General features: G+C 44.1%; 22 protein-coding genes. 12 read left to right on the top strand and 10 right to left on the bottom strand.

Going from position 1 to position 21,554, the window contains the following annotated elements; genetic code table 11:
- The first annotated feature begins 40 nt into the window (after window positions 1-40).
- Window positions 41-277 carry a hypothetical protein gene (locus tag EWM62_RS04125; RefSeq protein WP_203234985.1) on the top strand — a complete coding sequence of 79 codons (237 nt, stop codon included), beginning with the start codon at window positions 41-43 and terminating at the stop codon, window positions 275-277.
- Complete coding sequence (locus tag EWM62_RS04120) at window positions 259-567, top strand: PIN domain-containing protein (RefSeq protein WP_129875395.1); 309 nt, start codon at window positions 259-261, stop codon at window positions 565-567. Before EWM62_RS04125 ends, EWM62_RS04120 begins: the two co-directional genes overlap by 19 nt.
- A 69-nt stretch (window positions 568-636) precedes the next feature.
- Here the strand turns inward: EWM62_RS04120 and EWM62_RS04115 are convergent, their stop codons facing one another.
- From EWM62_RS04115 to EWM62_RS04095, 5 genes are all read right to left on the bottom strand, one after another.
- Window positions 637-1,386, bottom strand: a complete 750-nt coding sequence (locus EWM62_RS04115; protein WP_129875394.1) for a YqjF family protein — start codon at window positions 1,384-1,386, stop codon at window positions 637-639.
- Between the two features lie 242 nt (window positions 1,387-1,628).
- Complete coding sequence (locus tag EWM62_RS04110) at window positions 1,629-2,432, bottom strand: M48 family metallopeptidase (protein ID WP_129875393.1); 804 nt, start codon at window positions 2,430-2,432, stop codon at window positions 1,629-1,631.
- 6 nt (window positions 2,433-2,438) lie between these two features.
- Window positions 2,439-3,086 (bottom strand): glycerol-3-phosphate 1-O-acyltransferase PlsY, encoded by a 648-nt coding sequence (gene plsY / locus EWM62_RS04105; protein WP_129875392.1) that lies wholly within the window; start codon window positions 3,084-3,086, stop codon window positions 2,439-2,441.
- 148 nt (window positions 3,087-3,234) lie between these two features.
- Window positions 3,235-4,077 carry a carboxylating nicotinate-nucleotide diphosphorylase gene (nadC, locus tag EWM62_RS04100; protein WP_129875391.1) on the bottom strand — a complete coding sequence of 281 codons (843 nt, stop codon included), beginning with the start codon at window positions 4,075-4,077 and terminating at the stop codon, window positions 3,235-3,237.
- Window positions 4,078-4,118: 41 nt separating this feature from the next.
- A complete protein-coding gene (locus EWM62_RS04095; protein WP_129875390.1) occupies window positions 4,119-4,517 on the bottom strand; it encodes a DUF4783 domain-containing protein in 399 nt (132 codons plus the stop codon).
- Window positions 4,518-4,582: 65 nt separating this feature from the next.
- Here EWM62_RS04095 and gpmI point away from each other — a divergent pair, with 65 nt between their 5' ends.
- Both gpmI and EWM62_RS04085 read left to right on the top strand, forming a co-directional pair.
- Window positions 4,583-6,136: a 2,3-bisphosphoglycerate-independent phosphoglycerate mutase gene (gene gpmI, locus EWM62_RS04090; RefSeq protein ID WP_129875389.1), complete on the top strand. Its 1,554-nt coding sequence runs from the start codon at window positions 4,583-4,585 to the stop codon at window positions 6,134-6,136.
- The gene (locus tag EWM62_RS04085) at window positions 6,123-6,680 is read left to right on the top strand and encodes a hypothetical protein (RefSeq protein ID WP_129875388.1); all 558 of its coding nucleotides are present in this window, start codon (window positions 6,123-6,125) and stop codon (window positions 6,678-6,680) included. Before gpmI ends, EWM62_RS04085 begins: the two co-directional genes overlap by 14 nt.
- On the opposite strand, the gene EWM62_RS04080 is transcribed toward EWM62_RS04085, so the two are convergent.
- Window positions 6,677-7,303, bottom strand: coding sequence for a tetratricopeptide repeat protein (locus tag EWM62_RS04080; protein WP_129875387.1), 627 nt, complete (start codon window positions 7,301-7,303; stop codon window positions 6,677-6,679). The genes EWM62_RS04085 and EWM62_RS04080 overlap by 4 nt on opposite strands.
- 264 nt (window positions 7,304-7,567) lie before the next feature.
- Between EWM62_RS04080 and EWM62_RS04075 the strand changes: the two genes are divergently transcribed.
- The 5 genes from EWM62_RS04075 (at window position 7,568) to EWM62_RS04060 (ending at window position 13,459) form a co-directional block, all read left to right on the top strand.
- Entirely contained in the window at window positions 7,568-8,662 is a 1,095-nt protein-coding gene (locus EWM62_RS04075; RefSeq protein ID WP_162499771.1) for a DegT/DnrJ/EryC1/StrS family aminotransferase, read from the top strand.
- Between the two features lie 188 nt (window positions 8,663-8,850).
- Window positions 8,851-9,174, top strand: a complete 324-nt coding sequence (locus EWM62_RS04070) for a hypothetical protein (protein WP_129875385.1) — start codon at window positions 8,851-8,853, stop codon at window positions 9,172-9,174.
- Between the two features lies 1 nt (window position 9,175).
- Window positions 9,176-9,313, top strand: a complete 138-nt coding sequence (locus EWM62_RS19195; RefSeq protein ID WP_162499770.1) for a hypothetical protein — start codon at window positions 9,176-9,178, stop codon at window positions 9,311-9,313.
- A 356-nt stretch (window positions 9,314-9,669) separates the two neighbouring features.
- Window positions 9,670-12,147: an endopeptidase La gene (lon, locus tag EWM62_RS04065; protein ID WP_394342847.1), complete on the top strand. Its 2,478-nt coding sequence runs from the start codon at window positions 9,670-9,672 to the stop codon at window positions 12,145-12,147.
- 349 nt (window positions 12,148-12,496) lie between these two features.
- Complete coding sequence (locus EWM62_RS04060; RefSeq protein ID WP_129875383.1) at window positions 12,497-13,459, top strand: lipid A deacylase LpxR family protein; 963 nt, start codon at window positions 12,497-12,499, stop codon at window positions 13,457-13,459.
- On the opposite strand, the gene arfB is transcribed toward EWM62_RS04060, so the two are convergent.
- A complete protein-coding gene (gene arfB, locus EWM62_RS04055; protein WP_129875382.1) occupies window positions 13,456-13,866 on the bottom strand; it encodes an alternative ribosome rescue aminoacyl-tRNA hydrolase ArfB in 411 nt (136 codons plus the stop codon). The genes EWM62_RS04060 and arfB overlap by 4 nt on opposite strands.
- Window positions 13,867-13,984: 118 nt before the next feature.
- Here arfB and cmk point away from each other — a divergent pair, with 118 nt between their 5' ends.
- Window positions 13,985-14,659 carry a (d)CMP kinase gene (cmk, locus tag EWM62_RS04050; protein WP_129875381.1) on the top strand — a complete coding sequence of 225 codons (675 nt, stop codon included), beginning with the start codon at window positions 13,985-13,987 and terminating at the stop codon, window positions 14,657-14,659.
- Window positions 14,660-15,186: 527 nt separating this feature from the next.
- On the opposite strand, the gene EWM62_RS04045 is transcribed toward cmk, so the two are convergent.
- Both EWM62_RS04045 and EWM62_RS04040 read right to left on the bottom strand, forming a co-directional pair.
- Window positions 15,187-15,639 (bottom strand): deoxycytidylate deaminase, encoded by a 453-nt coding sequence (locus EWM62_RS04045; RefSeq protein WP_129875380.1) that lies wholly within the window; start codon window positions 15,637-15,639, stop codon window positions 15,187-15,189.
- Between the two features lie 94 nt (window positions 15,640-15,733).
- The gene (locus EWM62_RS04040) at window positions 15,734-17,491 is read right to left on the bottom strand and encodes an MFS transporter (RefSeq protein ID WP_129875379.1); all 1,758 of its coding nucleotides are present in this window, start codon (window positions 17,489-17,491) and stop codon (window positions 15,734-15,736) included.
- Window positions 17,492-17,679: 188 nt separating this feature from the next.
- On the opposite strand from EWM62_RS04040, the gene EWM62_RS04035 reads away from it, so the two are divergent.
- Window positions 17,680-18,336, top strand: a complete 657-nt coding sequence (locus tag EWM62_RS04035) for a LysE family translocator (RefSeq protein WP_129875378.1) — start codon at window positions 17,680-17,682, stop codon at window positions 18,334-18,336.
- Between the two features lie 234 nt (window positions 18,337-18,570).
- Here the strand turns inward: EWM62_RS04035 and EWM62_RS04030 are convergent, their stop codons facing one another.
- Window positions 18,571-20,478: a class II glutamine amidotransferase gene (locus EWM62_RS04030; protein WP_129875377.1), complete on the bottom strand. Its 1,908-nt coding sequence runs from the start codon at window positions 20,476-20,478 to the stop codon at window positions 18,571-18,573.
- Window positions 20,479-20,673: 195 nt separating this feature from the next.
- Here EWM62_RS04030 and EWM62_RS04025 point away from each other — a divergent pair, with 195 nt between their 5' ends.
- Window positions 20,674-21,513, top strand: a complete 840-nt coding sequence (locus EWM62_RS04025; RefSeq protein WP_129875376.1) for a sugar phosphate isomerase/epimerase family protein — start codon at window positions 20,674-20,676, stop codon at window positions 21,511-21,513.
- Window positions 21,514-21,554: the final 41 nt, after the last annotated feature.

Here is a 21,554-nt window from a genome sequence, read left to right as displayed (position 1 = left end):
TTAAATTAAAAATTGTTATTTTTACTTAAATAGTAAAGCAATGTCATTACAATATATTTCTGATGATTCTGGTAACCACACCGCTGTAATTATCCCAATCAATGAATGGAATGAGATAACTGCTAAGCACGAGGATTTGAAACAATTGCAAGATAAACCCAAATCTACCCTGAAAAAAAAACCTTCGGAGTACGCCGGTACGCTTGATAAAGAGTTAGCGAAAAAAATGATTTTGGATATAGAAAAAGAGCGTGGAGAGTGGGAAAGACGTTTTTAATTGATACTAATATACTTTTAGAATATACCGCTGGCATTCTGCCGGAGGACATCACCCACTATATAAATAACATTATTGATGGAGGATTTTACACCTCAGTTATCAATCAAATCGAAGTTCTTGGTCACCCATCCGCCACTGAAGGGTTGTCTAACTTTTTAGATACGGCCACAATTCATCAACTTACAGAAGATGTCATCAAACAAACGATAGAGCTCAGAAAATTTAAAAGTGCGAAGCTACCTGATGTTATTATTGCGGCTACGGCAATAGTTATGGCCATGATTTAATTACACGTAATACTCGTGATTTTAAGAATATCGCCAATCTTGTGGTAATAGACCCTTACAACTTTTAATCTACCCCGGCACCACCGGATCTAACAATAGCTTATCCGCTATCCTAACCGCTATCTCCGACCCATTGGCCCAAAACGCCGAGAATGGTTTAGCACTCAGGTAAGGCACAAATGCATCGCCATATAATTCCCTTATATCGGCTTCAAAAACAAAATCTTTTACTTCGGCAATTTGCCAGGCGATATGCTCAACCTCGTACTGCATGGTCTTATAATCGGTGAGGCGGTTATAGCCCCAGTAATGTTCAAATATAAACTCTTCGGGGCTGCCGGCTTCAATTGGGATAAGGCTGTTACGAACAGTGGCGCCAAGCTTGTTCCATACTCCTTTTAGTTTCCACTCGTATAAGAATTGCGTATGGTTAGGGCCATCCCTGGTTACAGAATGCCGCATGGGCAGTGCGCGGTAATGTTCTTTATACAGGTTGTTTGCAATCAACACGATCATGCTTTTAGGCACTATTTCGCTTATAAATACCGCCCCGCGTTTCCATTGCTTACCATCAAAATGGCGCACGTAAAAGCGCAGGTTCACTTCTTCAAAATTCACATGGAATGGCCATTTTATGCCCAGCACCCGCGTATCCTGGAACATAAAACCTACCATGCTCACTAATGCCTTACCCTGCCAAAGGTCTATCTCAGTAGCAGCGGGCAAATAAGGTTTCAATATTTCGGGATCAACCTCGTAATTCAGCATTACCAGGTTACGCCACTGGGCCGTAAGAAAGCGGGATTTAGAAGTAGCCATGATGGTAAAACTGTTAATAGTGGGGTTTGTTTGATGGTTTTACTTAGTCGCTCGCGTCTTCACGAGTGACTACTATTATAAGGCCTCCGGCCGCCTGTGTTAATACAATTACTGCGGTCCGAGGCCGTGTAATAGTCCTCACTCGGCTGGAGCCAGGCGAGTGCAAAAATATCTATTTCATAAACAAGAAAGGCCACATCGAAATTAATCTCTGTGGCCTTTGTAAAAATCTTTATTGTTGTTTATTTCCCCTTATAATATTTCATTGCTTCGGGTATCAGCTTTTGGATATTGGCAATACGTGTAGCATCACTTGGGTGGGTGCTCAAAAACTCCGGCGGGGCGCCCTGGTTTTGGGCTGCCATACGCTGCCAAAAACTAACGGCCTGGCGCGGGTCGTAACCGGCCATTGCCATAAAGGTTAAACCAAGCCTGTCGGCTTCGTTCTCTTTATCCCTCGAATATTTTAAAGTAGCCAGCTGCCCGCCTACGCCATATAATGTACCGATAATAGCCTGCGTGGTTTGCGATTTGTTGCCGGTAGCCGCGCCAACCGCTGCACCGCCGGCCTGTACAGCCATTTGCTGCGAAAGCGCTTCGGCAGAGTGATGGGCAATAGCGTGGCCAATTTCGTGGCCCATAACGGTTGCCAGGCCGGCATCTGTTTGTGTAACCGGCAGTAAGCCGCTGTAAACGGCTACTTTACCACCCGGCATACACCAGGCGTTTATTTCTTTACTTTGTATAAGGTTAAACTCCCATTGGTAATTGTATTGGCCGGCGTAGCCATTAGCCTTTAAATAGCCGTCGATAGCTGTTGCCAACTGGCTGCCAATGCGTTTAACACGCTGGGCATCGGTGCCGGTATTAATAACTTTGGTGCTGGGGTCAGATAATAACTGCCTGTAACTTTGCGCGGCTGCAGGGTTTATCTGGTCATCGCTAACAAGGCTTAATTGCGAGCGGCCTGTTAACGGAACTGTAGAACAGGCATAAATGGCAATGGCAACTACAGCCAGTGCAAGGATGGGTCTAAATTTTTTCATGGTAAGTCAGGTAATTTTCTTTTTAAATAAATTAACTTTCGACTCTTTACCTTTTAATAAGCGTTCAATATTTTTTTGATGCGTTACCAATATCAGTATGCAAATACACATTCCATATATTATGACCGATTTAATATACACCGGGAAAATAAATGTTACACCGATGGGATATGTAAACCCTGCTAATATGGACGATAACGATACATACCTGGTTATCAGCAACGTTACTATAAAAACTAATACGCAAAGTAAAGCAGCCGGTAAGTTAATAGCTAATATCATTCCAAAAAGAGTAGCTATACCTTTGCCTCCTCTAAACCCTGCAAAAACCGGGAACAAATGGCCCATTACCGCAGCCACACCCAAGGCCAGTTCGTAGTTTGTAAATGCGATGGAATGGTATGCGCCTGTAGTGGTAACACCTATAACGTAAGCCAGGTTTGTAGCCGTCCAGCCTTTTAAAATATCAAGCAGCATAACCGGGATACCGGCCTTTTTGCCCAGTACCCTAAAGGTGTTGGTGGCGCCGGCGTTGCCGCTGCCATATTCACGTACGTCTACGTTGTAAAATGCCTGCCCTATCCATACTGCAGTAGGAATTGATCCGAATAGGTAAGCCAGAATAAGCGCTGAAATCGAGTAGATTGATAGCATCTGCCTGCAATATTATTAAATTGATGTTATACTACCGCAATATATCATTATAATTTTTAACTATTAAGCCCCCTCTAAATCCTCTCCAAAGTAGAGGACTTTAAAAACTTCTTTTAGAACCCTCTTCCTCGGAGAGGGCAGGGAGAGGCTATACAGCTTTTAAGCTGAGGTCTAAACTTTTTACAGAATGTGTAAGCGCACCTACCGATACATAGTCCACACCGCAATCGGCATAGTCGCGTATGTTATCGATAGTTATCCCGCCCGATGCTTCTGTAATGTAACGCCCCTGTATCATGCTCACTGCCTGCCTCAGATCGTCAAAATTAAAGTTATCAATTAAAATACGGTTTATATTGCCTGTTTGCAAAACTTGCTCCAATTCGTCCAAATTTCGTACTTCAATTTCAATTGCCAGTTTTCTCCCTGTATCTGCAAGATATCTGTTGGCGTTTTCAATAGCCTGGCGTATCCCGCCCGAGTAATCTACATGGTTATCTTTGATCAGGATCATATCATACAATCCAAAACGATGGTTGACTCCCCCGCCTATGCGTACAGCCCATTTTTCCAGGTACCGCAGGCCGGGTGTGGTTTTGCGTGTATCTAAAACTTTGGTATTTGTGCCCTGTAAAAGATGAACTATCTGGTTGGTATTGGTGGCAATACCGCTCATGCGCTGCATGCAGTTAAGTACTAATCGCTCGGCCTTTAAAATACTTTGGGCATCACCCTCTACTTCAAATGCAATATCCTTTGGCTTTACTTCGGCGCCATCGCTTAAAAAGATGTTAATTTTTAGGTTAGGGTCAACCTCATGGAATATCTCGGCAGCAAGTTCAACGCCGGCCAGTATGCCTGTATCTTTAACTAATAATTTTGCTTTGCCTTGTGTGCCTGCCTCAATGGTCGACAGCGATGTATGGTCGCCGTCGCCAACATCCTCACTTAAAGCATTTACTATAAACTGGTGTATAATTTCTTTATCCAAACCTTTGATTTTTGAGTTTCAAAAGTAAGAACAATTGATGATTAATTAGGTTTTTCAGTTTCAATTCGCAACTCAATGAGTTCCATAACCTTATTAATTTCCCTTAATGTATACGATACCCTAAACTTGCCTTTATCTGTAGTTAAAATAAGCACGCCGAAGTTATAATTGGGATTTGAGTTGATGCGGTGGAGCAGTTTTACCGATACCGGTTTATTCTCTTTAAAAAACTTCTCAAGGATCATTTCAGACTGCGCCTTCGAATAAACATTGGTTTCGTCTAAAATGCTGATATCAACATTACTGGCAAAAAATTTAGCTATTTCGTGGGTGTTGGCCTGCTTAATATATTCGGCGATTTTTTCAATGGTATCCGCGTTTGCCACCATAGGCAGCAGGAAAAGGAGGGTGAGTAGCGGCAGATATCTTAGTTTCATCATTATATATGACCATTAAACCCAAGAATTGTTGCACCTAAAAAAAATAAACCGGTGTTTAAACTACAATGTTTAAACGTTGCTTTTATATTTGCATTGTGGAAAACCAAAAAAAAGTTGCATTAATTATACTCGACGGCTGGGGTTACGGCCGTAACGATAAGTCGAACGCTATTGTGGCGGCAAATACGCCTTTCTTTGATTCGATGATAGCGCAGTACCCAAATTCAAAGCTCGAAGCATCGGGCCTTGCAGTGGGCTTGCCCGAGGGGCAAATGGGCAACTCGGAAGTTGGGCACATGAACCTGGGCGCGGGCCGCGTGGTTTACCAGGAACTGGGCCGCATTAACAAAGCCGTTATTGATAACGAGTTTATACAGAACGAAACTATACTTGATGCATTTAAATATGCTAAAGAAAACGACAGGGACCTGCATTTTATAGGTTTGGTTAGCGATGGCGGCGTACACGCCCACATTACCCACTTAAAAGGCTTAACCGATGCCACCAAAGCGCTGGGGCTGGAAAAAGTATTTGTGCACGCCTTTTTAGATGGCCGCGATACCGACCCTAACTCGGGTTTAAAATTTATAACCGACCTTGAAAATCACATAGCCGATTCGCCTGTGCGTTTAGCATCGGCCGTTGGCAGGTATTACGCCATGGACCGCGACAACCGCTGGGAACGCGTTAAACTGGCTTATGATCTGATGGTTAAAGGCGAAGGTACCCCTACCGATGATATTTTGGCTTCGATAGAAAAATCGTACGCCGATGGTGTTACCGATGAATTTATTAAACCCATTGTAAAGGTAGACGAAGCCGGCGAACCCGTTGCGGTGATAAAAGATGGCGACGTGGTGATCTGCTTTAACTTCCGTACGGATAGGGGCCGCGAAATTTCGCAGGCGCTTACCCAAAAAGAGTTCCCGGAGTATGATATGAAGCCGCTGGACATATTTTATGTCACCATGACATCGTATGATGAAACCTTTAAAAATGTAAAGGTGGTGTTCCGTAAGGATGACCTGAGCAAAACTTTGGGCGAGGTTTTAGAGGGTGCCGGTAAAAAACAGATCCGTATTGCCGAAACCGAGAAATACCCGCACGTTACCTTCTTTTTCTCGGGTGGCCGCGAAACGGAATTTAAGGACGAGAAACGCTTATTAGTGCCATCGCCAAAAGTAGCTACTTACGATTTGCAACCCGAAATGAGCGCCGAAGGTATCCGTGATGCCATTATCCCCGAATTGGAAGCCGGCTGGCCCGATTTTGTTTGTTTGAACTTTGCCAATACCGATATGGTTGGCCATACCGGCGTTTTTAGCGCCGTGATGAAAGCTGCCGAAACTGCCGACGCCTGCTGTAAAGCGGTTGTTGAGGCAGGATTAAAAACCGGCTATTCGTTCATCATCATAGCCGACCATGGTAACGCCGATTATATGATCAACGAGGATGGCTCGCCAAACACGGCACATACCACCAACCTGGTACCGTGTATTGTTATCGATAGTGATGTTAAACAGGTAAAAGATGGCAAACTGGGTGATATTGCACCTACAGTACTGCAAATTTTAGGTGTGCCAATCCCCGAAGAAATGACCGGTAATGTATTGGTATAAACCACTCAAAAAATATACTATTTATACAGGCGTGCTGCTGCTTTTGGGCGGCAGCTATGCTTGTAATAAACCCGAAATAAAAGAAACCGGGGCCGAATTGAAGTACTTTGACCTGAAAGGTTATTTTGGCAAACAGGATACCCTGCTTACCAAACAAAACCCTGAAGTAAATAAATCAGTTGCACACAACGGGGCGGCCGAAAATAAAAAAGTACACATAACCAGCTGGAAAAAAGAACTTAACCTGTTTACCGAAAGCGATATCAACAAACCTGCATGGAAATTAAGTTATAGCGTACAGGCAAATGACGACAGCATTGTTTACAAAGCCAAATTCCCCGAACTAAAAACCCGCGAAATAATTATCAGGAAAAAAGCCGGGGAAATAACCTCCATAGCTATTATAAATAATACCCGCAATATACTTTACAACACTACCGAAAAGCTGATTTACGCGCCGGGGTTGTATTACTTGATCGAAAAAATGCAGCAGGTAAAAATAATGGGAGCCAACGGCTACCGCATTAAAGGGGTGTTTAATTAATGATGGCCGGTAGCGGTAGCCAGCTTTTCTTTAGATAGTTCGATAAGGGTAGAAATGTCAGATCTTCCGGGGCTATCGTTCAATACCTTTTCCAGGTCGGCAATTGAGGCTTTTAACGAGTTGATACCACGGGCTTTATCGTAAGTATGCTGGTTTTGCTGCAACTTAAATTCGCCGTATTCGCGGTAGGCTATGCCGCGGGTTTGGTAGCACTTACCATGATCGTCAGGATCGATGGCCAGTGCTTTGGTAAGATCCAATATGGCGCCTAACAGGTACTTCTCCCGCTCGGCCGGCGACAGGAACGTATCCTTGCCCAAGTATCCTTTTGCACGTGCGCGGTAATAGTAGGCCGTAGCATCAACCGGGTTTATGAAGATAACCTTTGTGTAGGCTGCTATCGATTTGCGATAGTTTTCGCTGTGGTAATACGAGTAGCCCAGCATCCAATAAGCATTGGCGTTGGTAGAATCAACCATACAGGCCTTTTCCAGTTGTTTAACGGCCGATTTAAAATTTCCGTCCATAAAGGCCTGCTGCCCCAACTTTACATAGGCATTTTGTGCCGACGAAGTTTCGAGCGAGGTAAGTATGAAAAAAGAAATTATAGCCGATAGCCTCATATTTAATTAGCGGGTATTATCCATCAACAATACAATAACTATCAATACGTCAAATTATTATACAGTCCCCGCAAATTGTTAATAATTTTAGAATTGTATACAACTTATTTGAATAAAAGAATTTGCCCTGTTGCCCCGGCTTCAGCGGCAAACATAACCAATACCCAATTTTATTGCATCTTTGAACAAAGCAATACAGCAATGATTCCCCGCGGCAAACTCGATATAACTTATGCAGCCATTTTTAGAGGGCTGCTTTATTGTATGAGTGCTGATAAAGCAGACCGGCAGAACCGCGAAACTAATGACGGGCTGATATGCCTCTCGGTACGCACCGGGCTGCACCTTGTTTTAAGTGCACTTAACTATCCGCCCGGTTCCGAAATACTGGTTACCAATATCAACATCCCGGATATGTTCAACATCCTGGATGCGCACGGGCTAAAATCGGTGCCTTTGGCCCTAAATAAAAACACCCTTGGCATTAATGCGGAAGAGATGGAGAATGCCATAACCCCCAACACCAGGGCAATACTCATCACGCATCTTTTTGGTGCCATTATGGATACCGGGAAAATTGTCGCCCTTGCCAAAAAGCATAATTTAACAGTGATAGAAGATTGCGCGCAGGCATTTACCGGCGATGCTTACCGTGGCAACCCGCTTAGCGATGTGGTGATGTTCAGCTTCGGGTTAATTAAAACCAATACAACTTTAACAGGCGCTTTGCTGAAGTTTAACAATAACTGGATCTACAAAAAAGCTATTACTTTCAACAGCACCCTTCCTGTCCAGCTAACCGGCATATTCGCTAAAAAACTGCGAAAGGCTTTGATTATAAAATTGCTTACCACAAACGTTGTTTATACGCTTTTTTATAAATTTTGTATGGCAGGGGGCAGGGATTTTGATGATGTACTTGCCGGTTTTACCAAAGGCTTCCCCGGTGCAGAGGTTATGGAAAAGATAAGGTTCAGGCCGTGTGCGGGTAACATCGGGCTTATTAAATACCGTTTGGAATCATTTAACTCCGGTAATATAGAAAAACGCAGGAACAATGCGCTGCAAATACTTCAGCACTTACCTCGAAGCGTAAAAATTGGCAGCCTTAATAATTATAATTCGCACTGGGTTTTACCTGTAGAAACCGCAAACCCAGCCAAACTTATCGCTTACCTGCGCGCAAATGGTTTTGATGCTACCCAAAGGGCATCCAGCCTGGTCAAAATAACTGGCGGGGAGACAAATAGTCCTGATGAACTTAAACTGGAAAGCCTGGTGTATATCCCTGTGCAATCGCTTAATAAATCCGGCATCAATAAGTTGGGGGTGTTATTGAAACAGTTTTTCGCCAGGTAAAAGGCGACTGCGATACGTCCATCTAATTGTTAGATCTGATGCAATCGCCGGGCTATAGAAGATAGCGGATAACCGCACTTATCAAAATATTGTATAGGGCTGTGTCCGTATTATCCTACAATAGCTACCGCTAAGGCCTATTTTTATATCTGACTAAAGAATGGCATGCTTTTGGAATAATGACAGTCATGACACATTTTAAGGAAAACGCCTCTGTGATCTTTACAGACAAAGCGGGCAGGCAGATAGATACCTTCGTGATTTTTGATACCGACGAGGTAACCGGGTTAACCCACATTAACCATTGCAACCTGCGGGTTCCTGCTTCCAGCCTGGTGCTTCATTCAAAAACGGTAGGCACCTATCATATGCCGTTGGCCGATGCCTTCAGCTTTGAAATGCTGAGCAAGTTGAAAGCAAAATACAGCGAGATAGACGCGACCAAAAAGACCGTACCGATGAAAACGGAAATTCAAACCAACCCTATGTATTTACTTGCAAATGCTTCTTAACATGAAAATTGCTTATAAAAAATCAACAAGGACCGAAAAAACGAATTGCCTGGTGATCAACCTGTTTTTCAACCGTAAGTCGCCAACGTTAAAAGAGATCCATTACGCGCTAACGCAATTCCCGGGCAGATTTGCCTGATCTATATATAAAGCAAGAAAGCCCCGGTCAAAGCCGGGGCTTTTCTTTTTAAATGTGATTTTCTGATCTTTCCCACGGTGCGTGGACTGCGCAATCCGTTCCGCACCTGCATGACTTTTTTTCCACTTTGCGTAAATTTTATAAAAACCAACCCGAATTTATTTTATATCCGCAACGTTCAATAAATCAATACTTTATAAGCCATCGGCATTTACCATGGTTAATTAGCTTATATTGGCATAGCTCTTGAAACTGTATATTTGAATATATAACTATTGGTTATTGACCCGTATTTGTATGGGCGGAGTTTCCGTACCTGCCATTATGACGTTGTAACCATACATAAAAGGTGCTTGATGAGTTTTGACCCATTCGATTTTAAGAATACCATGCCTTCCATTAATGAAGACTCTGAATTTTTCCCGCTGATGTCGTCAGAGGATGAAGAGGAGATGAATAATGAGCAGGTTCCTGATATTATATCTATACTTCCGCTGCGCAATACCGTTTTGTTTCCGGGTGTTGTTATCCCTATTACCGTTGGCCGCGATAAATCAATTAAACTGATACGCGATGCCAATAAAGGCAGCCGCCTGATAGGCGTTGTTGCCCAGCAGGATGTAAGCATTGAAGACCCTACCTTTAACCAGCTTAATAAAGTTGGTACAATAGCCCTGATCATAAAAATGCTGCAAATGCCCGATGGTAACACCACCGTGATATTGCAGGGAAAAAAGCGTTTTATACTGAAAGAAGAGGTACAGAGCGAACCTTACATTAAGGCCACTGTAGAACCTTTTAAAGAGATAAAGGCCAAAGAAGATAAAGAATTTAAAGCCATGGTATCGTCTGTTAAAGACATGGCCATGAACATTATACAGTTATCGCCAAATATCCCGAGCGAGGCCGGTATTGCTATCCGCAACATCGAGAGCACATCGTTCCTGATCAATTTCATATCATCAAATATGAATGCGGATATGGCCGATAAGCAGCAGTTACTGCAAACCGCCAGCCTGCGCGACAGGATAAATATGGTGCTGGAGCATTTAACGCTTGACCTGCAGATGCTGGAGCTTAAAAACCAGATCCAGACCAAGGTACGCGTTGACCTGGATAAACAGCAGCGCGATTATTTCCTGAACCAACAGCTAAAAACCATCCAGGAAGAACTGGGCGGTACCTCGCCCGATCTGGAAATAGAGAACCTTCGCCAACGCGCGCTTAAAAAGAAATGGGCAAAGGAGGTTAAAACCCATTTTGCCAAAGAGCTTGAAAAACTGGCCCGCACTAACCCTGCCGCGGCAGATTATTCGGTGCAGATAAATTATTTGGAACTGCTGCTCGACCTGCCATGGAACGAATTTACTAAGGATAACTTTGACCTTAAACGCGCTCAAAAGGTACTGGATAAGGACCATTTTGGCCTTGATAAGGTAAAGCAGCGCATAATCGAATATTTGGCGGTACTGAAGCTAAAGCACAACATGAAGGCCCCTATCCTTTGTTTGGTTGGCCCTCCGGGTGTTGGTAAAACGTCATTGGGTAAATCAATAGCGAAAGCGTTGGGCCGTAAATATGTAAGGATGGCTTTGGGTGGCGTAAGGGACGAGGCCGAAATTCGCGGGCACCGTAAAACCTATATCGGCGCTATGCCGGGCAGGATCATCCAGTCGGTAAAAAAGGCAGGCGCGGCTAACCCGGTTTTTATTTTGGACGAGATAGATAAGGTAAGTACCGATTTCCGTGGCGACCCATCATCTGCTTTATTGGAGGTTCTTGACCCTGAACAGAACAGCACTTTTTATGACAACTACGTGGAGATGGATTTCGACCTGTCGAACGTGATGTTCATCGCCACCGCAAACTCATTGAGCAGCATACAACCTGCCCTGCTGGACAGGATGGAGATCATAGAAGTTAACGGCTACACCATCGAAGAAAAAACGGAAATAGCTAAAAGGCACCTGTTACCCAAACAACGCGAAGCACATGGTTTAACCGCTAAAGATGTGGTGATAAAAAGCGATGTTGTTGAAAAACTGATAGAAGATTACACCCGCGAATCGGGTGTGCGTGCTTTGGAAAAAAGGATAGGTTCGGTAATACGCGGCGTTGCCAAAAACATTGCCATGGATGAGCCTTATAACACGCTGGTGAGTAAAAAGGAAGTCGAAAAAATATTAGGTGCACCTTTTTATGATAAAGACCTTTACGAAGGCAATGATACCGCGGGTGTGGTAACCGGCCTTGCCTGGACATCGGTTGGCGGCGATATCCTTTTTATCGAGGCCAGTTTAAGCCCGGGTAATGGCAAGCTAACCCTTACCGGCAGCCTTGGCGATGTTATGAAGGAATCGGTAACCATCGCGTTAGCTTATTTACGCGCGCATGCCGGTTACTTTAACATCAACCCAAAACTGTTTGAACAATGGGATGTGCATGTACACGTACCTGCCGGCGCTACGCCTAAGGATGGCCCATCGGCAGGTATAACGATGCTTACCGCACTGGTATCGGCATTTACGCAGCGAAAAATAAAACCACATCTGGCCATGACGGGCGAGATCACCCTGCGTGGGCGTGTATTGCCTGTAGGCGGCATCAAAGAGAAGATCCTGGCGGCTAAGCGTGCAAATATCAAGGAGATCATCCTGTGCAGATCAAACCAGAAAGATATCCTGGAAATTAAGGAAGATTACATTACCGACCTTAAATTCCATTACGTTACCGATATGCGCGAGGTAATTAACCTGGCCCTGCTAACCGACCTGGTGAGCGAGCCGCTTGATCTGACGGTTAAAGAAAAGGAAGTTAAACCCGCATTGAATTAAAATTTAGGTTCACCTCTTGAAATAGGGTTATTAACACCTACCCCCCCCCTCTAAACAGGGGAACGAAACCGACAGGAAAACCCTGTCGGTTTTTTTGGTAATTCACCAACGTAAAAATAGTTTACGGAATAATTCATTTACCTTAGCGTAACTTATAAGAGCTTTAAATTTTTGCTATTGTTATCAACCAATTGATGGTGGCCTTTCATTTAAAGCGGGCGTGAGCCCGTTATTTAGCTCAGAAGAGTTTTTACCTTATTGGCCGTATGTAAGTTTTGGTTATGCGTTTTAAAATAAAGCGGGAAATTACCCCTGCTTTTTTTACATTAGCGCACCCTTTAATTTCAAAATGAAGAAGAAATTTTTCCTGTTAGCCTTATGCCTGCTTAGCGGCATTGGCGCATATGCACAAAGCCGCGGCAACGAAATAGGTTTTAAATCTGATAACGATTCTTTCCTCGGCCAGGGGTCAGACCGTTATTACACCAACGGCTTTTTCCTTAATTATCGCCACGCTATTGATGGCGCTAAGTTAAAAAGCAACATGGCGAACGCGGTGTTTGGGCTGGAGTTAGGGCAAAAGATCTACAATGCACAGTCGGGGCAATTACCTTCGGCAGCAGAGGTCGACAGGCCTTTCGCCGGATATTTATACCTTGGCGCTTCGGCAAATATTTTATACAAAAACGAAACCACCGTCAAATTAGGTGCCAGGGTTGGCGTTGTTGGCCCCGCAGCCGGTGGGTATGCAGTGCAGAAACTCATCCATAACACTTTTGGTTTTTACGAACTAAACAGCTGGCAATACCAGGTACGCAACGCTCCGCAGTTAAATTTAAGCGCCGAAGTAAACAAACTGCTTGCCCGTTCATCATGGGCCGATCTGACCTTTTCGGGCTACGTTAATACCGGCACAGGCTTTAATGCCGCGGGTGTAGGCCCGATGATCCGTTTAGGTAACTTTAACCAGTTATTTCAATCGGTAAGCACACAAAGCACGGTAAGCAAAAACGCAAATGCCGGTTTGCTGCACAAAAACGAGGTTTTCTTTTACTATAAACCTCAGATAAACGCGGTGTTATATGATGCCACCGTACAAGGGAATATTTTTAAAGACCACCCCGAACCCGGCACACAGGAGATTGTTGGCGATATTAACCATCTTGTTTTTAGCAACCAGCTTGGTGTAGCATTTACCACCAGCCGCTTTGTGTTTGATATTGGCGCGGTCATCAATACCCGCGAAGTGAAGCAGATGGTTAAAAGCACCCACCAGTGGGGGTCGGTAACGGTGTTGTACAGGTTTAATTAATAGTCAAAATCTTTTTTACGGTCGGCCTTTTTGGCCGATTGGATCTTTTTATTGCCCAGGCGGGCCAGTTTTGCCGCGCGGCTAACTTTGCTGGGTTTGCGCACTTTTGGTTTATGCAGGGCGTTTGTTAGCAATACGATCAGGCGTTCTACCGCTATCTCTTTGTTCAGGTATTGGCTGCGCTCTTCATCACATATTACCTGCACAAGGCCATCCTTATTAAAACGTGTTTGCAGCTTTTCATTCAGCAAAAGCTTTTCCTCATCGGTGAACAGGATGCTGCCATCAATAGAAAAAAGCAGTTCTACCTTGGTAGATACCTTGTTTACATTTTGGCCCCCTTTGCCCCCGCTGCGCGATGTTTTGTAAGAAATTTCCCGTTGCAGGTCGGCCTTGTTTAAGTTCATGGGGTTGAAGATAGTGAATTAGTGATTAGCGATTAGTTAATTAGTTAATAGTTATTCTTTCTATCTAATCACCAATCACCGGTTAACTAATCACTAAAATACGTAACTTCGTTCCCCGATGAGCAATAATATCGTGGTAGCTATCGACGGCTACTCATCATGTGGTAAAAGCACGCTGGCCAAGGCATTGGCCAAAAAGCTCCATTATATTTATGTTGATAGCGGCGCCATGTATCGTGCCGTAGCCCTGTATTTTTTAAGGAACAATATTGATACGCATAACCACGCGCAAATAGAAGAAGCCTTAAACAACATCCACCTCAACTTCCACTCGCGCGATTACGAAACTCATATCACGCTTAATGATGAGGAAGTTTCGGAAGAGATCCGCCAGATGCCTGTATCCGAAAAGGTGAGCGAGGTATCGGCCCTTAAGGAAGTGCGCCGCGAAATGGTGAAGCAGCAACAACGCATGGGCAAATCAAAAAATATTGTGATGGATGGCCGCGATATTGGTACCGCTGTTTTCCCGGACGCCCCCGTAAAAATATTCATGACCGCCGACCCGGCCGTACGCGCCCAGCGCCGTTATGACGAGATCCACCTGAAAAACCCGGATGTTACCCTGGAAGAGATCTTTGAGAACATAGCCCACCGCGATTACCAGGACACCACCCGCGAAGAAAGCCCCCTTGTACGCGCTAAAGATGCCATTGTGTTGGATAATACCAACCTAACACCGGATGAGCAACTGCAGTTTGCGCTTGATAAGGTAGAGGGGTTGAAGTTTTAAGTCGTTAGTCGAAAGTTCTAAGTCGAAAGTAAAGAGACATTTCCGCGCATCATTATGTGGAGTTATAGTGACGTAGAAATCTCTTTAGACTTATTGTCGATCAGTTCTTTGTTAGGAAGGGCAGTTATAAGTTGTAAAGCCTGTGGATGTTCATTTCTTTTTTGTCGCAAAAAAGAAACGAACCAAAGAAAAAACACGCGGCTGTACCGCGTCGCTGTCAAAGTATGTGCTAAGTCAGTGTCTGTACTATCCGCAACGCGCTAAGGCCGCAATAGTAGAGCTAACGTTCCGTTCGTCAGGCTTAGCCCCCAAAGCCAATTTCGTCAGATAAATAATGAACGAGCGGTGGCCTGACAGAAAAGCGGGCCAAAAGGTAAAGGCCTGTGCGGGGAAGCTTTTTTCTGTCTTGATTTTTGATTACTTTGTATCAAGACAAAGTAATAGCCCTCTGCGGCGAATGAGCAGGCAGACTTTAATTAAACCACAACCCTTTATACTTGGCTCTTGCCTCTTTATTTTTCACCCCCTTACTCTCCCGATTTTACCGCATTTACCCCAAACCTGTTCAAAAAATCAACACCTTCATCGCTGGCGAGGCCTTTGTACTGGGCGTACGATTTATCAAAGTAAACTTGTTTTATACCTGCGGAAAAAATGAGCCTGGCGCATGGCAGGCAGGGCGATAACGTGGTATACAGTGTGGCGCCTTCCAGGTTTGCTCCGTTCTTAACGGCGTAAAGTATAGCATTCTCTTCTGCGTGCAGGGCAAGAGAGCAGCTGCCTTTAGAGTCGCGGGCGCAGCCTTGTCCCGGCCATTCCTCGTCGCAGTTGTGGGTACCCGCAGGCGGGCCGTTATACCCAATGGATATAATGCGCGTGTCTTTAGCCAAAACGGCACCGACCTGGGCCTTAACGCAGTGCGAGCGTTTGGCCAGGTCGGTTGCCAGGTTCATGAAAATATTTTCGAAACTTGGTTTCATGTTGTATCATTGGGTCATTGGGTCATTGAGTCATTGCATCATTATTAAAAAATGACTCAATGACAGCGAAGCAAATGACACAATGATTAATAAATTAGTGTCCTCCTGATGCTTCCATGTTATCTACATCGATACCTTGCCCCTTTAATATCGAGCCGGCTTTAAGGGCGAAGAACGCCAGGTAAGCAAAGCCAATAACCGGGATAATGTATGAATTATGGATACCTGCTGTATCTGCAAGGATGCCCTGTACCGGCGGAATGATAGAGCCACCCAGGATCATCATAATTAAAAATGCCGATCCCTGGCTGGTGTATTTACCCAAACCGGTAACCGATAAGGAGAAGATGGAAGGCCACATGATAGAACAACATAAGCCACCGCTAATGAACGCAAATACGGCAACCATACCTGTGGTTAATAAGCCAATGATCATAAACACAGCGCCTAATACGCCGAATATAGCCAGGGTACGTACCGGTTTTTGGTTACCGATAAGAAATCCTATGATCAGGATAGCCACACAGCCTGCGTATGGGTAAAAGGTGCTTACGTTAGTACCGCTGATGCCGTTAACAAGCAATACAACGCCAAATGCAATAAATGGCACTATTACGGTAAGTAAAAATTTAACCTGCTTAGTAAGGTTGAAGGCAGCGATAGCACCAGTCCAGCGGCCTATCATTAAGCTGCCCCAATAAAGAGAAATAAATGGCGCTACCTGGTCGGTAGTAAAGTTGCCGAACTTGGGTGTTTCGAGCAAGGCCCCCATATTACTTTGGATGGTAACTTCGACCCCCACATATGTAAATATAGCCAGCATACCCAAAATAAGCTGTGGATACTGCATAGCGCCCCAGCCTTCTTTATGTTTGCTGCTGGTAGATATGGTTGTAAGTAAGGTGATCAGGATAATGGCAAGCGATGCATATACCATGTACGATTTATACTGGTTTACATGTTTAACATAAAATATAAAATCGGCCTTTTCCTGCGGGGTGATTTTTTTAATATTATTTATTTGCTCTAAAGTTTCGCCGCCATGATCTTTATATAACTGCGTATTTACAGTGACATTGTTTTCCTTTGCGGCTTTGTTACCAAAGTAAGTACTTACCGGGCCTGCAGCCAATATCAGCAGGAATGCTATAAAAATAACGCCTAAAGGCCTGTTGGCCTTATTGCTTGGCTCTATCTTTTCGTCGCTGGTTACACGTGGTAATTTCGATACCCAAAAGAAAATTGCTACGGCTATAAATAAACCTGCCAATATTAAATACAGGTTATTTACCGATGCTATTTTAACATCAGCAGCGGGTATTTTAGCAGATGCCGAACCAAAAAGCACAATACCTACAATAACCGGCCCCCAAATACTGCCGAAATTATTTACACCACCGGCAAAATTTAAACGGTGGGTACCCGTTTCGGCGCTGCCCAGGGCAACCACAAAGGGGTTGGCCGCGGTTTGCTGTAACGAGAAACCTAAGGCTATTACAAAAAAGGTAAATAGTATAAACGCGAACGAACCGGAGTTAATAGCCGGGATCATGATCAAAGCACCAACAGCCGAGATTAACAAACCGTAAATGATACCGTTTTTGTAACCTATCTTATTCAGGATATCAACCTTGGTTGCCGATGAAGCAAAGTAAAGTATCAGCGACCCGATGAAATAACCACCATAAAAAGTAAAATCGATCAATTGTGATTCGAATTGGCTTAGGTGAAAATGCGCTTTGCAAAAAGGTATGAATATTCCGTTCGAGGCCGCTAAAAAGCCCCAAAAGAAAAATACTGTTACCAGCGTATACAACGCCGATCCATTACTCTTCGAGTTTGTTTTTTCCATTGTTAATTAAGGTTAATACTATTGGTGTGTTTGAAACACTAAACATAAATCAAATTTTATAATTATGGCTATAATTTTTTCAAAATATAAATCACAACATTAAGTTTTATTGTTTAACAGATAAAAGTTGCATATTAGTGTCCTGATTTTTTACCTGTATGATTAAGCAGGACATATAAGCCTATATAATGATAGAAGCCATTATTTCGGGAATTGGATTTGGATTAGTGCTCACGTTTATAACAGGCCCGGTCTTCTTTGCTCTGATAAAAACCAGTATTGAAAAGGGTTTTCATGCTGGCCTCTCGCTTGCCCTTGGTGTAGTAATGAGTGATATGGTTTTTGTGGGCGCCATACTATACGGCTCGCAATATTTTGATATCTCCGCACACGATAAAACCATAGCCGGTATAGTAGGCAGCATCATATTATTCACTATCGGCATTTACTACATCTTCAAAAAAGCCGATGTTAACTACAAAAACACCATCCCCAATAAAATAAACCACGCGGGCTATTTTTTTAAAGGCTTTGTGATGTGCATTTTTAACCCCACCGTGTTGCTTCACTGGACGGTGGTTATCGGCGTGGCCAGTACGCAGTTTCACGCGGGTGTGCACCACCGTACCGCCAAAATAGCGGTCATGTTCCTCACCATCCTTATTATTCAATTCGGGCTGGATACCGTTAAAGCCTTTTACGCCAATAAACTCCGGCAAAAAATATCTCCAAAATTTGTACACCGCCTAAACGAAATTGCCGGTATCGCGCTCATCATCGCATCATTGGTACTGATAGACAGGCTGGTTACGCATTTTATATTTTCGGCACCGGCGGTGAGTTAAACGAAGCCTCCGCTGGTTAGCGGAGGAGTAAACCTATTTTACTTTGTCATGCTGAACGATAGTGAAGCATCTATTCGCCGCTATACATGCGGTTGTGCACAGTTCGCTAATACATCCTTCACTATCGTTCAGGATGACAAAAACGGAAACAAAAAAGAGCGATAGAAACCTATCGCTCTTTTTGTTATAAGAGTTTGCTACTAATCTCTAATCACAAACCTCTAATCACTAATCTTACATATAAGCCCTTTGGTTATTACCTTCCATCCAGTTAACAAAGGCGCGGTTTACAACTTTGTTACCGCCCGGGGTTGGGTAATCGCCGCTAAAGTACCAGTCGCCGGCATGGTCGGGGCAGGCTATGTGCAAATTATCAAGGGTTTGGTAAAGCACTTGCACCTTAGCCTTAATATTTGGCGGGGTGATGATCTTAGCAATACGGTCAGAGATCTCCTGGTCGGTAAATGGCGCGTAGATGGCCTTTACGTAATTTTCAACATCTTCTTTAGCCAGTTTAGAGCTATCCTTACATTTCTGGTAAACCTCAACAATGATATTCTCTTTGCCTTGCTCTTTCAGTAAACTAATCGCAGCCTCAAAAGCCACAAACTCGCCCATGCGCGACATATCAATGCCATAGCAATCCGGGTAACGGATCTGCGGGGCAGATGATACCACCACTACCTTTTTAGGGCCAAGGCGGTCAAGGATCTTCAGGATGCTTTGTTTAAGCGTAGTACCACGTACAATGGAATCATCCAGCACCACTAAGGTGTCGGCATCTTTGTTTATTAAACCGTAAGTGGTATCGTAAACATGGGCAACCATTTCGCTGCGGTCGGCATCCTGGGTAATAAAGGTGCGGAGCTTCACATCCTTAATAGCAATCTTCTCCACACGTGGGGCAAGCGCTAAAACTTCCGTCAACTCTTCCTCGCTAATTTTATCGTCGCGGTTCAGTAACCTGTCGCGTTGGTATTTTTTTATGTATTTATGGACACCCTCTACCATGCCGTAAAAAGCAACTTCGGCAGTGTTGGGGATATAAGAAAATACCGTGTTCTTAACGTCGTTATCTACAGCGCCCAATATCTGCGGACAAAGCAACCTGCCCAGTTGTTTACGCTCTTTGTAGATAGATGCATCGCTGCCGCGCGAGAAATAGATGCGCTCGAACGAGCAGGCCTTTTTCTCTAACGGCTCGCTAAACATATCCTCGGTTATCTTGCCGTTCTTTTTTACTATTAGAGCATGGCCGGGTTTTATCTCGCGAATGTCCTCGATGGGAATATTAAAGGCCGTCATAATAGCGGGGCGCTCGGAAGCGGCAACCACTATTTCATCATTATAATAATAAAACGCGGGGCGTATACCGACCGGGTCGCGCATTACAAATGCATCGCCGTGGCCCAGTATCCCTGCAATGGTGTATCCACCATCCCAGTTCTTGGCAGATTTCCTTAAGATCTTGGCAACATCCATATCGTTAGCAATGAGTTTGCTAATCTCCATGTTATCGTCAAGTCCTTCGCGTTTGTACTGGTCAAATAGGCCCTGGTTCTCGGTATCAATAAAGTGGCCTATCTTTTCCAATACGGTTACGGTATCGGCTTTCTCTTTAGGGTGCTGGCCAAGGTCGTACAGTTGCTGCAGCAATTCGTCAACATTGGTCATGTTAAAGTTACCGGCAATAACCAGGTTACGGGTCATCCAGTTGTTTTGGCGCAGAAAAGGGTGGCAGTTCTCTATACTGTTTTTACCATGCGTACCATAACGCAAATGGCCCAATAACACTTCGCCGGTAAAGCTTACATGTTCTTTGAGCCATTCGGTATCGGCCATTTTTTCAGGCGTTTCCTTTTGTATCTCGGCAAATTTCTTCTGGATGTACTCGAAGATGTCAGCGACCGCGTTCGATGCCATCGACCGGTGCCTGCTGATGTACCGTTTACCAGGCTCAATATCCAGTTTAATGGTAGCAACGCCCGCGCCATCTTGCCCGCGATTGTGCTGTTTTTCCATTAAAAGGTAAAGCTTGTTTAGTCCGTACAGTGCAGTACCGTACTTTTTCTGGTAAAAAGAGAGTGGCTTTAAAAGGCGGATAAATGCCACACCGCATTCATGTTTAATCTGATCGCTCATGATTGGGAATGAGCATGCAAAGGTAAAATTTTATCTTATATAGTGTTTAAACATATTGTCATTAGTTAGTATTTTTTACGATGTGGAAAACTCCAACAAAACTGATACGATTTTATCATTTTATAATGCTTAACAATCGCGCATTTTGAGGCCATTGCAAAAACGTTAAATTTGATTTAACCAATCGTCAACCCCATGAAAAAATTACTTGTAGCAATTTTCTCTTTAATCGCTTTTTCCTGCTCGTCGCCAAAAATTAAACCGTTGTTTGATATGCCTATGGGTGTGCAGGCTTATACCTATCGCGCCAGCTTCTCAAATGGTGTCGCTGCTACGCTGGATACTGTAAAAGCTTTGGGCATTACCGAGATGGAAGGCCCTAACCCGGCGAACATTAGCCCCGAAGAATTTAAGAAAATGCTTGATGAGCGTGGTATCAGCATGCCATCTATCGGGCTGGATTATAACATTATTGCCACTAACCCGCAAGAAGCAGTAAAGCTTGCCAAAATATTTGGCTCCAAATACGTAATGGTGGCCTGGATCCCCCATGGAGATACCTTTACTATTGATGATGCAAAAAAAGCGGTAGCCGACTTTAACTCAGGCGGCAAAGTGCTGCAGGAAAACGGTATCACCCTTTGCTACCACAACCATGGTTATGAATTTGGCCCGTACGAAGACGGCACCCTGTTCGACTATATCGCTAAAAACACCGATCCGAAATATGTATCGTTCGAGCTGGATATGCTTTGGGCGTTTCACGGCGGTGCCGACCCTGCCGCATTGCTGCTGAAATACCCAACCCGATGGAAACTTATTCACCTGAAAGACATCCGCAAGGGCATTGCTAACGACCTTACCGGCGGCACCGACATCAAAAACGACGTAGCCCTGGGAACCGGCCAGATCAACGTACCCGAAGTATTAAAAGCCGCCAAACAGGTTGGTGTTAAGCATTACTTTATTGAGGATGAAAGCCCTGACCATGCCGCGCAGATCCCGCAGACCATAAAGTATCTGAAAAGTTTGTGAAAAATAAGGCGGCAAGCCTGCTGTTTTGCTAAATTTACGTG

The organism is Mucilaginibacter terrigena (assembly GCF_004168255.1).
GTDB lineage: Bacteria > Bacteroidota > Bacteroidia > Sphingobacteriales > Sphingobacteriaceae > Mucilaginibacter > Mucilaginibacter terrigena.
Note: the sequence above shows the minus strand (reverse complement) of the source record. Positions and strands in the feature narration are given on the sequence as shown.

Coding starts and splice junctions, on each gene's coding strand:
- EWM62_RS04115 (WP_129875394.1), bottom strand. CDS start 1,386: ATGGCTACTTCTAAATCCCGCTTTCTTACGGCCCAGTGGCGTAACCTG.
- arfB (WP_129875382.1), bottom strand. CDS start 13,866: ATGAACTTAAACAAGGCCGACCTGCAACGGGAAATTTCTTACAAAACA.
- EWM62_RS04060 (WP_129875383.1), top strand. CDS start 12,497: ATGAAGAAGAAATTTTTCCTGTTAGCCTTATGCCTGCTTAGCGGCATT.
- EWM62_RS04045 (WP_129875380.1), bottom strand. CDS start 15,639: ATGAAACCAAGTTTCGAAAATATTTTCATGAACCTGGCAACCGACCTG.
- EWM62_RS04125 (WP_203234985.1), top strand. CDS start 41: ATGTCATTACAATATATTTCTGATGATTCTGGTAACCACACCGCTGTA.
- EWM62_RS04040 (WP_129875379.1), bottom strand. CDS start 17,491: ATGGAAAAAACAAACTCGAAGAGTAATGGATCGGCGTTGTATACGCTG.
- EWM62_RS04035 (WP_129875378.1), top strand. CDS start 17,680: ATGATAGAAGCCATTATTTCGGGAATTGGATTTGGATTAGTGCTCACG.
- EWM62_RS04110 (WP_129875393.1), bottom strand. CDS start 2,432: ATGAAAAAATTTAGACCCATCCTTGCACTGGCTGTAGTTGCCATTGCC.
- EWM62_RS04085 (WP_129875388.1), top strand. CDS start 6,123: ATGTATTGGTATAAACCACTCAAAAAATATACTATTTATACAGGCGTG.
- EWM62_RS19195 (WP_162499770.1), top strand. CDS start 9,176: ATGAAAATTGCTTATAAAAAATCAACAAGGACCGAAAAAACGAATTGC.
- lon (WP_394342847.1), top strand. CDS start 9,670: ATGAGTTTTGACCCATTCGATTTTAAGAATACCATGCCTTCCATTAAT.
- EWM62_RS04095 (WP_129875390.1), bottom strand. CDS start 4,517: ATGATGAAACTAAGATATCTGCCGCTACTCACCCTCCTTTTCCTGCTG.
- EWM62_RS04030 (WP_129875377.1), bottom strand. CDS start 20,478: ATGAGCGATCAGATTAAACATGAATGCGGTGTGGCATTTATCCGCCTT.
- EWM62_RS04075 (WP_162499771.1), top strand. CDS start 7,568: ATGAGTGCTGATAAAGCAGACCGGCAGAACCGCGAAACTAATGACGGG.
- cmk (WP_129875381.1), top strand. CDS start 13,985: ATGAGCAATAATATCGTGGTAGCTATCGACGGCTACTCATCATGTGGT.
- gpmI (WP_129875389.1), top strand. CDS start 4,583: ATGTTTAAACGTTGCTTTTATATTTGCATTGTGGAAAACCAAAAAAAA.
- EWM62_RS04070 (WP_129875385.1), top strand. CDS start 8,851: ATGACACATTTTAAGGAAAACGCCTCTGTGATCTTTACAGACAAAGCG.
- EWM62_RS04025 (WP_129875376.1), top strand. CDS start 20,674: ATGAAAAAATTACTTGTAGCAATTTTCTCTTTAATCGCTTTTTCCTGC.
- plsY (WP_129875392.1), bottom strand. CDS start 3,086: ATGCTATCAATCTACTCGATTTCAGCGCTTATTCTGGCTTACCTATTC.
- EWM62_RS04080 (WP_129875387.1), bottom strand. CDS start 7,303: ATGAGGCTATCGGCTATAATTTCTTTTTTCATACTTACCTCGCTCGAA.